The following is a 14961-nucleotide window of genomic DNA, read 5'->3' on the forward strand; positions in this document are numbered from 1 at the left end:
CTGGGAGAGGTACAGCTACCCTCCCAGCTCCTCTTCCATAGCCTCGACCGTTTCACTAACCTCCAGCCATTCTGCTTCTGTGTCTTCGAGTTTGCCTTTCGCATCTGACTGTTTGGCCAGTAACTCCTTCAAACGGGCTTTCGAGGCATCACTGTACACTGCAGGATCGGCAAGCTCCGCTTCAAGATTGCTCAGCACCTCATTCAGGGAATCCATCTGCTTTTCCAGTGCAGTCTGGCGCTTGCGGTATGGACTCAGTTTTTGCCGCAAGGCTGCTTCTGCACGCTTGCGGGCTTTCCTGTCGTCGGCACTTTCTCCCACAGCAGCGTCTGGCTCAGCCCCTGCAATACCTCCAGGGTTCATGGTGCCGGCCGACTGCCGCTTTGGTGCTTCAGTATCGTCTTTTCGGCGATCTGCCAGCCAGCCTTCGTAATCTTCAAGGTCGCCCTGGTACTCCACAACGCGGCCATCATTCACCAACCAGAATTCATCAACTGTGTTACGCAGCAAGTGCCTGTCGTGGGATACCACCACGATGGCACCCTCAAAGTTCTGCAAGGCCATGGTCAATGCCTGGCGCATTTCCAGATCAAGGTGGTTGGTGGGCTCATCCAGCAAGAGCAGGTTAGGCTTTTGCCAGGCAATAACCGCCAGGGCCACCCGGGCCTTTTCACCACCGGAGAAGGAGCGAATAGGGCTTAGCGCCTCATCTCCGTGAAAATCGAAGCCACCCAGAAAATTACGAATGCTCTGTTCAGAGGCTTTCGGGGACAGGCGCTGCAAGTGCAGAAAGGGGCTGGCATCAAGATCCAGGGATTCCAGTTGGTGCTGAGCAAAATAGCCTATCGCCAGATGCTCACCGCAGGTTCGCTCGCCCGACAGCAGGGTGCTTGAACCGCCCTGCTCACCCTGCCCCAGCAAGGCATCCATCAAGGTGGACTTACCGGCACCGTTTGGTCCCAGAAGCCCTATGCGACTGCCCGGCAACAGAGTCAGATTGATGTTGCTGAGAATGGTGGTGTCACCGTGCCCCGCCTGCCCGTGCCTGATCGATAGCAGAGGGTTAGATACTTTGTCTGCCATTGGAAATTCGAAACTGAACGGCGAATCGATATGCGCAGGGGCAATCTTCTCCATCCGCTCCAACGATTTAACCCGGCTTTGCGCCTGACGGGCTTTGGTGGCCTTGGCCTTAAAGCGATCAATGAAGCGCTGTATCTCCGCAATTCTCGCTTGCTGCTTTTCAAAACCTGCTTGTTGTTGCGCCAGCCTTTCGCTGCGCTGAAGCTCAAACCCGGAGTAATTACCCGTATACACCTCCAGCTTACGCTGATCAAAATGCACCACGTGGGTGGCAACCCGGTCCATAAAGTCCCGGTCGTGAGATATGAACAACAGGGTGCCATCGTAGCGGCGCAGCCAGTTTTCGAGCCAGAGGCAGGCATCGAGGTCCAGGTGGTTGGTGGGCTCATCAAGCAACAGAAGGTCTGAGGGGCGCATCAGCGCCTGTGCAAGGTTCAGGCGAATGCGCCAACCGCCAGAAAACGCGGATACAGGTCGGTCTGCGTCTTCATTCTGAAAGCCCAGGCCCCGCAAAAGGGCTTCTGCGCGTCTTGCTGCTGACCAGGCTTCATGTATATCCAGCTCGCCGTGGATGTGCGCAACGGCATTGTCGTCGCCGCGGGCTTCAGCCTGCTCAAGTTCTCGTTCAAGCCGGCGCAGATCAATGTCGCCATCAAGAACAAAGTCTCTGGCGCTTCGCCCTGTCGCTTCAACTTCCTGCGCCATGTGGGCAATACGGGTACCGCCAGGGAGTGACACACTACCCTGCTCGGGTGACAACTGACCCAGTAATAACTGAAACAGACTGGATTTACCGGCACCATTGGCCCCGACAATTGCTACGCGCTGGCCGGATTGCACTGTCAGAGCGACAGAATCTAGCAACCAGACGCCACCCCGTTGTAAACTGAGATCGGTTATCGTTAACATGCTGTCATATAATCAACGTGAAATTGTCAGAGTCGGTTCATTGCCCATGCCAGCCAGTTTTCAAGCCAGCCAGGGTTTATCTATACAAACCATGGAGTTGCCGGCAGACCTGGAGCCAGACAACCCGCTTTGGCGCTTTGCGCTGGCATTCTGGCAGCACTCGCTGGCGCAAGAAACGTGTCTGGCCTTACAAAATGAGGGCTGGAGCGTAACACGAATTTTATGCGCGGGATGGCTTGCACTCAACGGCAGGGCATATACCGGTATCGAAGAGGCTACGGTAACAGAGTGGCGCGATCGTGTAACCGGCAGCTTGCGAGCCATTCGCATGTCGGTACCCAAGGCGCAGATAGCCTACAAGATCCTGCGCACAAACCTTGCCAGCCTTGAATTGGAGGCTGAGCGCATCGAACTGGCTTTAGCCTGGCGGTCTTTTGCGGACCCGAAACCGGAACAACGCAACATGTACGTATGTGACGAGCTCATCCAGTCCAACCTTGCCGCTGCAGCACCGGCTCCCGGTGTAATTCCGGAGTCCAGGCAGTTAATTAACGCGTTAGGCGACATTATGTCTGCCTTTGCCTCGGGAGATACTCAGCCATGCTGATCAAATGGCTTGTCCGGCTGGCTTTCCCTGCCCTTGGGCTGCTGATGCTGCTTATGTTCTTTGGCCTGAATGAAGCAGAGCAAGCATCGGAGCCTGTCGCCAAAGAAACGCAGTCAGGAATACCTGCATTTGAAGGCCTGGTTCCCTCTCCAATACCAACAGAAGGCCCCGACATTGTATTCAAGTGGAAGGATACCGATGGCAATTGGCATTACGCCGACCAACCACCGGAACAGGGTCCCTGGAACACACTGGCCATTGAAAGAATAGACAAGCAAAGATCACCATCGAGAATCTCCAATCCTGAGACCGACTGGCAATCTCCTTACAGCGCGCCCTTCTCTCTGAGCCCTCCTGGCGCTGTTAACAATGAAAGTTGAGGGCCTACAGGCTCCAACAAAGAACAATCTGTAGCGCCTTAACATATGTTCAGTGGAATCTGCGCCCAGAACCCGCTACCTTTTCTCACCTGATTAAGCACAACTGCTGGGCCGCTGCCCACTGCGCCACAAAACTGTCACAACCCAAAAGGATGATGTAATGAAAAAGACGCTGCTTGCATTGGCGATAACCGGCTTGGTTGCCGGCTGCTCAACGCCTCCTGAAACTCCGGCGGACCCACAGCTGGAATCCACCGACCAGAAAGTCAGCTACGGCATGGGCCTGGTGCTGGGCGAGCGCATGGGCAATGACCTGCCCAGCCTGCAAATGGATCAATTCCTCCAGGGTATTCAGCATGGACACGCTGGCGATGAAGAAGCGAAGCGCATGAGCCGCGAAGAAATCCAGCAAGCGCTGATGGAGTACCAGCAGACACTGCAGGAAGAGCAGAGCAAGCAAATTGAAGAGCTGGCCCAGAAAAACCGCGAAGCCGGCGATACCTTCCTTGCCGAAAATGCTGAGCGCGACGGCATCGAAACAACCGAATCCGGCCTTCAGTACGAAATTCTGGAAGAAGGCAATGGCACAAAACCAGGCGCAACCGATATGGTGCAAGTGCACTACACCGGCGAACTGCTCTCTGGTGAGGTTTTTGATAGTTCCCGTGAGCGGGGCGAGCCTGTGACCTTTGGTCTGAACCAGGTCATTCCCGGATGGACCGAAGGCCTGCAGCTAATGAGCGAAGGTGCCCGCTACAAGCTGTATATCCCTTCTGACCTGGCTTACGGCCCGGGCGGAAGCCGCGCAATCGGCCCCAACGAGACCTTGGTGTTCGATGTGGAGCTACTGGCCATTAACCCGGATGAAAGCGAAGAAGACTCTGCTTCCGAGTAATATGGCAAGCCGTCTTCAGCTGGGCTGAAGCCACAAAAAAGCCTCAGAGCGCTAACGCTACTGAGGCTTTTTTTATCCCTTTCTATTACCTGATCAAATCAGGCCGATGCTACTTTGTCTGCATGCACCGTGTGGAGATGCTGTATCAGGAAGTCTTCCATTTCAAACCGGCTTTCCAGCGTTTCGCCCAGATGAGAAAGCTGCTCAAAAAGGGCAGCGATGTCCTGTTCGGATAAATCACCCTCCCCCAGCTGATCGTTAAAATTGAGCGCTACTTCTGTGGTTTGCTCAATACGGGGGTATACCTTGCCGGCCAACTCCAGACCTCCATCATTGAACTCTCGGGCCTCCCTGACGAGCTGCTCGTATATTTCAAAGTGACCGGTCGAAACATAGTCCACCAATACTTCACACAAGCGGACAAACTTTTGCTTCAGGGCTTCTGTTTGCGAGAAGTCGCTTTCTCCGGACAACTCGCAGTAATGAACCAGCAACTCCTGACGATCCTTGAGCCAGCGGTCAATAAGTTCGCTGACACCACCCCAGCGCTCCCTGGCATTTCGGCAATTTTCCAACATGACACCTGCTCTCCGCTTGGAAATCCTGACATTCAGCCCCGGCGCTGATATTGGTTAAGTCCACGTCAAGTTACCCCATGCTGGCTGCCGCTCGCAACCGTTTCAGCCCACCAGCCAGTTTTTCACGCGACCCCGGTGAAAGAGCATCGTCAGACCCATAATCACCAACAGGACGAAAAACACAGCGCTCCATCCCGGAATGCTCAAACCAAGGAAGCGCCAAACCACGGCGGCGCAGTCTCCTGTGCCTTTGAGAGCCGTAGACAAGACTTCCATAAACGGCAGCACCTCAAGCATATAGTCCACAGAGGGACCACAGGCAGGCACCTGATCAGCAGGCAAGTTCTGCAGCCACAACTGTCGACCCGCCACGCCCAACCCGGCACCTGCCGTTACTGCCAACAGCAAGCCGTATACACGCACCCCCACTTCTCCGGGGCCATGTAACGCCGCCAGCAAGCTCACCAGACCCACACCCATAAAGCCAAAGCGCTGGAGCCAACACAAAGGACAGGGCTCAAGCCCCATTACGTGCTCCATATAAAACGCCACACCCAACAACCCGGCGCAGACAATAAAAACGAGTGCAAAGATTGCTCTTACTTTCACAAAGTTTCCTCAGTTTTACACAAATACGTTGTCCGGCCTGCTATTCTCGGATTATCCGGCGGAAACGCTGCTGATTTTGTCACTAAACCCTAAACCATAACGAACTGCAAGCCTATGACACCTCAGCCAAAATTCGTTCTACTCAGTATCTTCCTACTGTTTTCAGTATGTTCTACAGCCTCAGCTGAAGAAGCTGCCAATGGAGAAGGGGACGCCACAGACAAAGCGGGTATCACCGATTATATTGCCATGGATCCACCGTTTGTAACCCACGTTGGCAGCCCGGGTGGCAAGCTGACCTATCTGAAGGCAGCGGTAAGCCTCAGGGCCTCTCAGCAGACAACTCGACCCGCAGTAGAAGCGCACATGCCACGGCTTCGGCATGAGCTTGTGATGCTTTTTGGTGAACAGACAGATACGGATAAGCTGACCACCATGGACGGCCAGCAGGCACTACGGGAAGAAGCTAAATCAAGAATAAACGGGGTACTGGAAGAGCAGCAAACCGGTGAGGCTATTACCGGCGTGCTGTTTACGGAATTTGTTGTACAGAAATAGTAAAAGTAAAGCGCGAACTGGCACGGGACCAGTGCGCTTCAGGCAATCCGGGAATACAGGCCACTATCCACGTTGGCGTTTTCTTCCTGGATAACCTCACCGGCATCCTCCCAACCAGACTCCCAGGCGGCTACAACAACTTCGCCACGATAGGGGCAACGGGTTTTATCCATTCCCATGGACGCTGCCATATACCCCTGACGATAGGCTTTGTTCAGCGCCTCAACATCCCAGCCGAGCTTTATATCCCTTGCCATGCCAATTCTCCCTTAAGCCAATGCTAATGAATTTAGCACCAGCGTCAGAAAGTGACAAACATTTGCACACCTTCTGTGAAGCAGGCCCGCGGATTTTACAATTCTGTAAAATCCGCCTGATTCAAAACAATAGCCTATTCCGGTCAGGAGCGCAGATACTGCTCCAGAAAATCACTGAACGCCATGGTGTCTGACGCTTCAATCTGTTGTTGCTGCGCCAGCGAGTCCTTGGCCGCGGCAATAAATGAAGCATTTACAGCAGCGTCCATGCCTTCCTTGCGAAGTGTATTCTGGTGTTTGAGCGCCATCTCCATTGTCCAGTCCCGGTGGCCAAGCCCAGACGCCTGCATCGCATCAACAACCCTGGCAGACGGCACCTGGCCATCACCCGACAGAACACCTCTCTGGGCTGAAAGAGCCTTGCGGTAAACCTCTCCGCCACTCCAGCCGTCCAGTATTTCTGCCAACGGCTCAAGGCCATCCAGTATTGCCGTTGCAGCATCACCAATAGGCGTACGCTTGCCAGCCTGACAAAGCGTTAGCGCATGATCTCGCCCTTTAGCGACAACATCTTTGTAGTTGTCATCCAACATGATGCACTCCTCATCACCGATACGCGGCGACTCGGATAGCAGACAGTCCAGCAGGAAGAGATCAAGGAAGTCGACCTGAGCCTCACTGACCCCTACTGGAGAGAATGGGTCGAGATCCAGACAGCGCACCTCGATGTATTCCACACCACGGGATTCCAGCGCGTGAATCGGCTTCTCTCCACTTCGGGCAGTACGCTTGGGGCGCACCGCACTGTAGTACTCATTCTCAATCTGCAAAATGCTGGTGTTGATTTGAATAAACTCGCCATCACGCTGAGTACCAATCGCCTCATAAGCCGGCCAATTGGTGTGAATGGCTCTATCCAATGTCTGGGTATAGGTGCTGAGCTTGTTGAAACAGATATTCAACGACGACTGGGCGTTGTTGTGGTATCCCAGATCGCTCATGCGCAGGGAGGTGGCATTTTCGCCAAACCAGCTCCGCTCACCCAGCCGGGTCAGGTCATGACGGACTCCGTCTACAAAACTCGCATCCAGGGCCGGCGAGGCACCGAACAAAAGCATCAGCATCCAGCTTCTACGGCGAAAATTGCGAATCAGCCAAAAATACTGATCAGACTTGAAGTCTTTCATGCTTTGCTGGTCACCCAGCGCGCGCTGCCAGATTTCCATAAAGCTGTCAGGTAACGAGAGGTTGTAGTGGGTGCCGGCGATGCTTTGCATCATGCGCCCGTACCGCACTGCCAACCCCTGACGATATACATGCTTCATCCGGCCGGTATTGGACGAGCCATATTCCGCAATAGGGATACTGGCGTCGCCATTTAGCTCGCAAGGCATGCTGGCCGGCCAAAAAACCTCATCGCCCAGGTTCTGTTGTACGAACCGATGGGTATTGCGAAGAGACTCCATCATCTCGGACGTGCTGCTGCACACAGGCGTTATAAGTTCCAGCAAGGCTTCGGAATAGTCCGTTGTAATGCTCGGATGCGTTAGCGCAGAGCCCAGGGCCTCCGGATGTGGTGTTTGTGCAATGAAACCGTTGCGGTCAACGCGCAAACCTTCTTTCTCTACCCCTTTCAGAAATCCGTTCCAGTCGCTGGCTGCGAACTGGCGGAATACAGAGTGGCGGGATTCGGCCATGATTGACTCCTGCTGCAACCGGCTGTGCCTTGTGGGCGGTGCCGGCTGTTGGAAATAGTTGAAACGGCTTAACGCTTGTCTTTGCGAGCCGATGCAAATGCCTGGGCCAGTGCGCCTCCCATGGCACTCTGCCCGGCACCCGAACCTGCATTTTTATTCTGACCCTGCGGCGCAGAACGACCTGCCGACTGACCGCCACGATTATCAGCGGACTTGCCCGAAGCCGAGCGTTTCGAATCTGCCTTTTCACCTGGCTGGTCGTCCATCCGCATGGACAGGGCGATCCGTTTACGGGGGATATCCACTTCCATCACTTTGACCTTAACAATGTCCCCGGCTTTGACGACTTCCCGGGGGTCTTTGATAAAGGTATGGGAAAGTGCCGATATATGCACCAGCCCGTCCTGATGGACGCCAATGTCTACAAACGCCCCAAAATTGGTCACGTTGGTAACAGAACCTTCCAGAATCATGCCTGGCACGAGATCACCCAGTGTTTCCACGCCTTCTTCAAAGCTTGCGGAACGGAATTCGGGGCGCGGATCGCGACCAGGCTTTTCAAGCTCGGAGAGAATATCCCGAATGGTCGGCACACCGAACTGATCTGTTACGTAATCCTGGGGATTCAGACCACGCAGAAACGCGGAATCCCCAACAATATTCTCAACTTTCCGATTGTTCTTTGCCGCGATGCGCTCAACCACCCCGTATGCTTCCGGGTGCACAGATGAGCGGTCCAGCGGGTTCTCACCGCTGGCAATACGCAGAAAGCCTGCGGCCTGCTCGAACGTGCGTGCGCCAAGGCGGGGTACTTTCAGCAGCTGCTTGCGGTTGCGGAACATGCCGTTCTGGTTGCGGTATTCGATGATGTTCTGCGCAATGGTCTGATTCAGTCCTGACACTCGCGCCAACAAAGGCGTAGAGGCCGTATTCAAATCAACACCAACACCGTTAACGCAATCTTCAACAACGGCATCCAGGCTACGGGAAAGCTGAACCTGGGATACGTCGTGCTGATACTGACCAACACCAATGGACTTGGGTTCAATTTTTACCAGCTCGGCCAGTGGGTCCTGCAACCGTCTGGCGATGGAAACAGCACCACGGATGGTCACATCCAGGTCAGGCAGTTCTTTGGAGGCAAACTCTGAAGCGGAATAAATAGAAGCACCGGACTCACTTACAACTATTCGCGCCAGCTTGAGCTCCGGATAGCGCTTGCTGAGATCAGCCACCAGCTTTTCGGTTTCACGGGAGGCTGTGCCATTACCGATGGCCACCAACTCAATTTTGTATTCACGACACCAGGCCGCGAGTTTCTCAATGGAGCTGTCCCACTGGTTCTTGGGCGCATGGGGGAAGATAGCCCCATGCCCTGCCACCTGGCCAGTACCATCAATGATGGCGACCTTAACGCCGGTGCGTAACCCGGGGTCCAGGCCAAGGGTCGGACGGGGCCCAGCAGGCGCCAGCAACAGCAAATCTTTCAGGTTGGCAGCAAATACGTTGATGGCTTCGGTTTCAGCCGCTTCACGTACCTGGGTCATGAGATCTGTCTCGATTTGTGTGGACAGCTTTACCCGCCAGGTCCAGCGCACAACGTCTGACAGCCATTTATCGGCAGCGCGGCCGTTATCGCGGATATTCCAGCGCGCGGCAATCCGCTGCTCCGCTGGATGCGGCTGGCGACGGTCATCCTCCACATCGCCTACAACCAGGTTATAGGTGAGAACGCCTTCGTTGCGACCACGAAGTATGGCCAGCGCCCGGTGTGAAGGCACCTTTTTCAAAGGCTCTACATGATCGAAGTAATCACGGAACTTGGCACCTTCGTTCTCCTTACCCTCAATCACGGTGACCTTTAACTGGCCTTGATTCCAGATGAGGTCACGCAGTTCACCCAAAAGTTCTGCATCTTCGGCGAAGCGCTCCATCAGGATAAAGCGGGCGCCATCGAGCGCGGCTTTGGTGTCTGCAACACCGGCATCAGCATTGATATAGCCTTCAGCGGTTGCTTCCGGCTCAAGGGTGGGATCGCCGTAAAGGGCGTCGGCCAGAGGTTCAAGGCCTGCCTCCCGGGCAATCTGAGCCTTGGTACGGCGTTTTGGCTTGTAAGGAAGGTACAGGTCTTCCAGCCGGTTCTTTGCATCCGCACTTTCAATGCTACTGCGCAGTTCGTCGGTCAGCTTGCCCTGTTCTTCAATGCTCTTGAGGATGGTGCTGCGGCGGTCTTCCAGTTCCCGGAGATAGCGCAGGCGCTCTTCAAGCGACCGCAACTGGCTGTCATCCAGAGAACCCGTCACCTCTTTACGGTAGCGGGCAATAAACGGAACGGTGGAACCTTCGTCCAGCAGGGCGACGGTGGCATTAACCTGTTGCTCGCGTACGCCGAGTTCGTCAGCTATGCGCCTGGAGATACTGTTCATGCAACCTCTGTGATGCGTTTCTGATAAAGCAGCAAAGGTACAGCGGCTTACAGTTGCAGGCAAGCGGACTCGCCACGCTTGTTCAGGAATTGCACAAGGTCAGCCCAGGGCATGGGGCGGGCATAATAGTATCCCTGAATTTCATCACAGTGCTGCTGGCGCAGAAACTCAAGCTGGCCTTCTGTCTCGACACCTTCAGCCACCACACTGATCTGGAGGCTATGAGCCAGGCTGATAATCGCGCGGATAATGTGCTCGGCATCAGCAGATTTACCGAGCGCCTGCACAAATGATTTATCGATTTTCACCAGCGAGATTGGCAGGTGCTGAAGGTTGCTGAGAGAGGAGTAGCCAGTGCCAAAATCGTCCAGCGCAAAACTGACGCCCAGCTGGTTAAGCTCCCGCAGGCAGCGTTGCGCGTACTCCGGGTCGTGCATCATGGCGCTTTCGGTCAATTCCAACTCCAGCAAACTGGTATCCACGTTGGCATTGAAGATAATGCGGAATATGGTTTCCGTCATCTTGCGGTCATGGAACTGGCGGAATGAAAGATTCACCGCAAACACCAGCCCTGGATAACCGATTTCTGCAGACTCCTGCAAGCGTTTGCAGGCCTGTTCAATCACCCAATAGCCAATCGGAACGATCAACCCACTGCGTTCGGCAACAGGTATAAATTCATCTGGCCCCACCAGCCCTCGCTCCGGGTGATTCCAGCGCAACAGGCACTCAACGCCGCGCACCTCATTAGTGGCCAGATCGATTCTTGGCTGATAATACAGCTCCAGTTCATTACCCCGGAGCGCATTACGAAGGTCTGCTTCCAACCTGAGCTGGTAGCCGGCTGAAATGTGTAACTGCCGGTCGTAGAAACGATAACTGCTGCCCGGGTCACGCTTGGCCTCGAACATTGCCCGGTTTGCCCGGCGCATGAGATTTTCAGGGCTATCTCCGGACTCCGGATAGGTCGCCACACCCAGGCTGGCACTGACAACCACACTCTGGCTATCTATCGATATTGGCTCATCCAGCACCTGCACAATCTTGCGAATAATCTGGGTGATATCCAGGGTATCTTCCAGTTTCTCAACAATAATGGCCAGTTCGTCACCACCAATGCGCATCAGGGAATCCACACGGCGCAATGCCTGTCGAACCTTGGCGGCCACTTTGATCATCAGCTGATCACTTTTCTGGTAGCCAAAGGACTCATTAATACTGCGGAAATCATCGATATTAAGATGCAAAAGCGCCAGCCGATAGTTCCCTCGCTGAGCCCTGTGTAGCGCTTGCTGCAGCCTGTCAAAGAACAAATCCCGGTTAATGAACCCACTTGCTACCCCTCGACCCAGCAGGCTGTGGGCGGAGTTTGCCAACTGTTCCCGATACCAGAGGCATTTTACTGCGCGGCGAAAATTCCAGGAATCAAGTTCCTGACGACTCAAATAATCGGATGCCCCACTGGACATCATGCTTGCCGCGCGCTCACGGGATGTTTCCGCACCCATTGCCAGTATGGGTCTGTCGCCGCTGGCAACAGCCAGGTACTGCAAAAATGCGATTTCTGAGCCACCGTGGAACGCACAGTCCCAAACGAGAACATCGAACTTTGCATTGCGAATAAGATCGTCGCAATCCATAAGCTCCGGACACCAGGTTGAATCCGCGTGGATCTCCGGTTCATCCGCCAGCAGCGCATTGAGCCAGAGAAAATCGGTATAATCCGGCGTCAAGACCAGAAGACGAAGCTGGTCATGTTCGACAGTTTCCAGTGGCAAGGTCATTAAGCAGAGTCCATGGGTGCGTGAACAACAATCCTGTTCTGTTAAAAAGAATAGCTGATAGATCGACAAGGTACAGAAAGTCTGGCTGGTGTAGACTAATGTCCTAGTGAGAGAACACCCCCGTCTCAAACCATTCTGGCAATGTATTCGTGAACAAACTCAACCCGCGACAAAATGAAGCAGTCCGCTACACCGATGGCCCTCTGCTGGTGCTGGCTGGTGCAGGCAGCGGGAAGACCAGCGTAATCACCCGCAAAATCGCCTACCTGATAGAGCACCTTGGCATTCCGGGGCGCCACATTGCCGCTGTCACCTTCACCAACAAGGCAGCTCGCGAGATGAAAGAGCGGGTAGGCCGGATCGTCGACCGCAAACTGGCCCGCGGGCTGATTGTATCCACCTTCCACAACCTCGGTCTGAACATGATCCGGGAGGAGCATGCTCACCTGGGCTACCACCCCGGTTTTTCCATTTTCGATGCAGAAGATGCCAAAGCCCTGATACGGGATCTGATGCTTCGGGAAGCCAGCGCCGATGCAGGCGACGAGCTTAACGAAGTGCAGATGACCATATCGTCCTGGAAAAACGCCTTACGCGGGCCAGCTGAAGCCTACAGCAAAGCTGCAGATGAGCGGGAGCAGCGCATTGCCATCGTGTACAAGCATTATAACGAGTACCTGAAGGCATACAACGCGGTTGATTTTGACGATCTGATTCTTTTGCCAGTGCAACTCTTCCGAAACAGCCCGGAAATCCTGGCGAAGTGGCGCAAGAAAATACGTTACATGCTGGTGGACGAATACCAGGACACGAACATTTGCCAGTACGAGCTGGTGAGAATGCTGGTTGCCGAGCGTGCAGCATTTACTGTTGTTGGTGATGATGACCAGTCGATATACGCCTGGCGAGGGGCGCGACCAGAAAACCTGGCTCAACTTAAAGAAGACTTTCCGAGCCTGAAGATTGTAAAGCTTGAGCAGAACTATCGTTCTACATCGCGCATTCTGCGGGCCGCCAACACGGTTATCGCCAACAACCCACACGTATTCGAAAAAGCCCTTTGGAGCGACCACACCATCGGCGACGAAATCCGTATTGTGCGGTGCCGGAATGAAGACGCAGAAACTGAAAGGGTGGCCACAGAAATTCTCGACCAGAAGCTGAAAAAGGGTCTGGCGTTCAAGGATTTTGCAGTGCTTTATCGGGGCAACCATCAGGCTCGTCTGTTGGAAATGAAACTACAGGCCTACCAGATTCCCTATCACATCTCGGGGGGGCAATCGTTTTTCTCGAAAAACGAGATCAAAGACGCCATGTCTTATTTGCGTCTGCTGATCAATCCGGATGATGATGCTGCATTCCTCCGCGTAGTAAACGTACCACGACGTGAAATCGGCCCGCGCACCCTTGAACAGCTCAGCCACTATGCCCGTGCGCGCAACGTCAGTCTGTTTAAATCCCTGGGTGACATGGGCGCGGAATCCCACGTAACCGAGAAAGGCCTGGATCGCCTGCGCCGGTTTGCTCACTGGGTGGATGTCACCTGCGAGCGCCTGCACAGCGAAAACCCGGTGCCCGTGATCAAGCAGCTATTCACGGATATCGAGTACGAGGAATGGCTGCATCAGCACTCCGGCACGCCCAAACAGGCGGAGCGCCGCATGGAGAACATCTGGTATCTGGTGGAGTCAATCCAGCGCATGCTGGAGGACGGCAAAGGCACCGCCGATGAGTTGGGCATAGAGGATGCCATCACCAAACTGATTCTGCGCGATATGATGGAGCAGCGGGAAGAAGAGGATGACAGCGACAAGGTGCAACTGCTAACACTCCACGCCTCCAAGGGGCTGGAGTTTCCCCATGTGTTTATTCTGGGGCTGGAAGAAGAAATCCTGCCCCACCGTTCCAGCATTGAAGAAGGCAACGTAGAAGAAGAGCGACGCCTGATGTACGTGGGCATTACCCGCGCAAAAGAAACCCTGACCCTGACATACGCCGCCCAACGCAGGCAGTACGGCGAAAAGATCGAGACTATTCCCAGCCGGTTTCTGGATGAACTTCCCCCGGACGACGTGCGCTGGGAGGGTACGGGAGATCTGGATGTTGAAGCCAACCAGAAAAAAGGCAAGGCAACCCTGAGCGCCCTGCTTGGTGATTTGGGGCTATAAAATGCAAAAACCCCGCAGACGCGGGGTTTTTTAGGGTGTGAGCGCAGGAATTACTGGCTCTCTGCCACCATGTGTTCCACAGCAGCCGTGATTTCCTCATCAGCGCAGCTTGCACAGCCGCCTTTGGCGGGCATGGCATTGAAGCCGTTAAGAGAGTGGTTGAACAGTGTTTCCATGCCTTGAGCTATACGCGGCGCCCAGGCTGCAGAATCACCAATGACCGGCGCACCTGCTGCACCTGTGGTATGGCAGGCCATGCATACGGCGTTATAAACTTCGCTGCCTGAGCGAGGTCCAGCACTGGCCGTTTGGGTAGCGGCTGCGGCTTCGCCACACTCTTCACCCTGCAGACACACTTCGCCAACCGGCTGAATGCGCGCGCGGATTTCATCATCAACACTTGCCATGACGGCACCGGCAGTAATGCCGAAACCAAGCAGTACGACAGCCAGGACTCTCTTCATCTTCACAATGCACCTCGCATTTGAGCGTTATAATCTTTTGGTTGCCGCATTATAGCGACTGAATCCCGGCAAAAAAACCGAATAGCAAAATCATAAATTGATTTCCACCATTTTTATTGCCATTTCGTAAGCGTGGAGACTCTTTCGGGCCATCCGGTTACCATGTCGCAGCTTACTCAGAACTTCCAGGATCCGACCCATGAATAACCCGGAGAAACCCTCCCCACATCCCCTGCGCAAAGCGCTGCTGATTACAGAGTTCAGCGCCTTGGCAGTGCTGCTGATATCTATGGGCTGGTTCTCGAGTCAGACAGACACCGGCCATAGTATCAATCCGGCGTGGCTGCTGATACCCGCTCTTGCAAGCCTCGGTGTTTTCATCAGCTTTATTGGCCTTATGTACCTGCGCTGGGTAGTGGCAGTGAGCGCCGCGAACCAGTTCCGGCATAAAATTGTTTTCTTCTTACTCGCCCTTACCCTGCTGGGTGTCTGGGTTTACGGTATCGCCAGCACATGGCTCAGCCTCAATGCAGCATAGAGAGATTA

The 14961-nt window shown here is 54.4% G+C and carries 14 protein-coding genes; 6 read left to right on the top strand and 8 right to left on the bottom strand.

From position 1 onward, the window contains the following. Window positions 1–15: 15 nt before the first annotated feature. Window positions 16–1992, bottom strand: a complete 1977-nt coding sequence (locus RKA07_RS00770) for an ATP-binding cassette domain-containing protein (protein ID WP_200371645.1) — start codon at window positions 1990–1992, stop codon at window positions 16–18. Between the two features lie 46 nt (window positions 1993–2038). Between RKA07_RS00770 and RKA07_RS00775 the strand changes: the two genes are divergently transcribed. From RKA07_RS00775 to bamJ, 3 genes are all read left to right on the top strand, one after another. Beyond that, entirely contained in the window at window positions 2039–2599 is a 561-nt protein-coding gene (locus RKA07_RS00775) for a DUF2390 domain-containing protein (protein WP_227715320.1), read from the top strand. After that, a complete protein-coding gene (locus RKA07_RS00780; RefSeq protein ID WP_200203228.1) occupies window positions 2593–2979 on the top strand; it encodes a DUF4124 domain-containing protein in 387 nt (128 codons plus the stop codon). Before RKA07_RS00775 ends, RKA07_RS00780 begins: the two co-directional genes overlap by 7 nt. Before the next feature lie 160 nt (window positions 2980–3139). Next, complete coding sequence (gene bamJ, locus RKA07_RS00785; protein ID WP_200203226.1) at window positions 3140–3874, top strand: BamJ family beta-barrel-assembly machinery protein; 735 nt, start codon at window positions 3140–3142, stop codon at window positions 3872–3874. A gap of 98 nt (window positions 3875–3972) precedes the next feature. Here bamJ and rsd read toward each other — a convergent pair whose 3' ends face one another. Then, window positions 3973–4452, bottom strand: a complete 480-nt coding sequence (gene rsd, locus RKA07_RS00790; protein ID WP_200203224.1) for a sigma D regulator — start codon at window positions 4450–4452, stop codon at window positions 3973–3975. A gap of 102 nt (window positions 4453–4554) precedes the next feature. Continuing rightward, entirely contained in the window at window positions 4555–5061 is a 507-nt protein-coding gene (locus RKA07_RS00795) for a disulfide bond formation protein B (protein WP_200203222.1), read from the bottom strand. A 96-nt stretch (window positions 5062–5157) separates the two neighbouring features. Here RKA07_RS00795 and RKA07_RS00800 point away from each other — a divergent pair, with 96 nt between their 5' ends. After that, entirely contained in the window at window positions 5158–5619 is a 462-nt protein-coding gene (locus RKA07_RS00800; protein WP_413785011.1) for a flagellar basal body-associated FliL family protein, read from the top strand. A 38-nt stretch (window positions 5620–5657) separates the two neighbouring features. Here RKA07_RS00800 and rmf read toward each other — a convergent pair whose 3' ends face one another. The 4 genes from rmf to RKA07_RS00820 all read right to left on the bottom strand — a co-directional run bounded on the left by rmf (window position 5658) and on the right by RKA07_RS00820 (window position 11783). Beyond that, window positions 5658–5876, bottom strand: coding sequence for a ribosome modulation factor (gene rmf, locus RKA07_RS00805; protein ID WP_200203218.1), 219 nt, complete (start codon window positions 5874–5876; stop codon window positions 5658–5660). 143 nt (window positions 5877–6019) lie between these two features. Further along, on the bottom strand, window positions 6020–7573 hold the full coding sequence (gene gshA / locus RKA07_RS00810; protein ID WP_200371642.1) for a glutamate--cysteine ligase: 1554 nt from the start codon (window positions 7571–7573) through the stop codon (window positions 6020–6022). Between the two features lie 68 nt (window positions 7574–7641). Next, on the bottom strand, window positions 7642–9999 hold the full coding sequence (locus RKA07_RS00815; protein WP_200371640.1) for a Tex family protein: 2358 nt from the start codon (window positions 9997–9999) through the stop codon (window positions 7642–7644). 47 nt (window positions 10000–10046) lie between these two features. Beyond that, window positions 10047–11783, bottom strand: a complete 1737-nt coding sequence (locus RKA07_RS00820; RefSeq protein ID WP_310965309.1) for a putative bifunctional diguanylate cyclase/phosphodiesterase — start codon at window positions 11781–11783, stop codon at window positions 10047–10049. A 149-nt stretch (window positions 11784–11932) separates the two neighbouring features. On the opposite strand from RKA07_RS00820, the gene rep reads away from it, so the two are divergent. Next, window positions 11933–13951: a DNA helicase Rep gene (gene rep, locus RKA07_RS00825; RefSeq protein ID WP_200203210.1), complete on the top strand. Its 2019-nt coding sequence runs from the start codon at window positions 11933–11935 to the stop codon at window positions 13949–13951. Between the two features lie 50 nt (window positions 13952–14001). On the opposite strand, the gene RKA07_RS00830 is transcribed toward rep, so the two are convergent. Continuing rightward, window positions 14002–14415 carry a c-type cytochrome gene (locus RKA07_RS00830; protein ID WP_200203208.1) on the bottom strand — a complete coding sequence of 138 codons (414 nt, stop codon included), beginning with the start codon at window positions 14413–14415 and terminating at the stop codon, window positions 14002–14004. 199 nt (window positions 14416–14614) lie between these two features. Between RKA07_RS00830 and RKA07_RS00835 the strand changes: the two genes are divergently transcribed. Further along, the gene (locus tag RKA07_RS00835; RefSeq protein WP_200203206.1) at window positions 14615–14953 is read left to right on the top strand and encodes a hypothetical protein; all 339 of its coding nucleotides are present in this window, start codon (window positions 14615–14617) and stop codon (window positions 14951–14953) included. Window positions 14954–14961: the final 8 nt, after the last annotated feature.

The organism is Marinobacter xiaoshiensis, from assembly GCF_031631795.1.
Classification (GTDB): domain Bacteria; phylum Pseudomonadota; class Gammaproteobacteria; order Pseudomonadales; family Oleiphilaceae; genus Marinobacter; species Marinobacter xiaoshiensis.

What these genes read in the sequence shown, in the direction of transcription:
- RKA07_RS00770 (WP_200371645.1), bottom strand. Translation starts at nt 1,992, where the DNA reads ATGTTAACGATAACCGATCTCAGTTTACAACGGGGTGGCGTCTGGTTG.
- RKA07_RS00775 (WP_227715320.1), top strand. Translation starts at nt 2,039, where the DNA reads ATGCCAGCCAGTTTTCAAGCCAGCCAGGGTTTATCTATACAAACCATG.
- RKA07_RS00780 (WP_200203228.1), top strand. Translation starts at nt 2,593, where the DNA reads ATGCTGATCAAATGGCTTGTCCGGCTGGCTTTCCCTGCCCTTGGGCTG.
- bamJ (WP_200203226.1), top strand. Translation starts at nt 3,140, where the DNA reads ATGAAAAAGACGCTGCTTGCATTGGCGATAACCGGCTTGGTTGCCGGC.
- rsd (WP_200203224.1), bottom strand. Translation starts at nt 4,452, where the DNA reads ATGTTGGAAAATTGCCGAAATGCCAGGGAGCGCTGGGGTGGTGTCAGC.
- rmf (WP_200203218.1), bottom strand. Translation starts at nt 5,876, where the DNA reads ATGGCAAGGGATATAAAGCTCGGCTGGGATGTTGAGGCGCTGAACAAA.
- gshA (WP_200371642.1), bottom strand. Translation starts at nt 7,573, where the DNA reads ATGGCCGAATCCCGCCACTCTGTATTCCGCCAGTTCGCAGCCAGCGAC.
- RKA07_RS00815 (WP_200371640.1), bottom strand. Translation starts at nt 9,999, where the DNA reads ATGAACAGTATCTCCAGGCGCATAGCTGACGAACTCGGCGTACGCGAG.
- RKA07_RS00820 (WP_310965309.1), bottom strand. Translation starts at nt 11,783, where the DNA reads ATGACCTTGCCACTGGAAACTGTCGAACATGACCAGCTTCGTCTTCTG.
- RKA07_RS00830 (WP_200203208.1), bottom strand. Translation starts at nt 14,415, where the DNA reads ATGAAGAGAGTCCTGGCTGTCGTACTGCTTGGTTTCGGCATTACTGCC.
- RKA07_RS00835 (WP_200203206.1), top strand. Translation starts at nt 14,615, where the DNA reads ATGAATAACCCGGAGAAACCCTCCCCACATCCCCTGCGCAAAGCGCTG.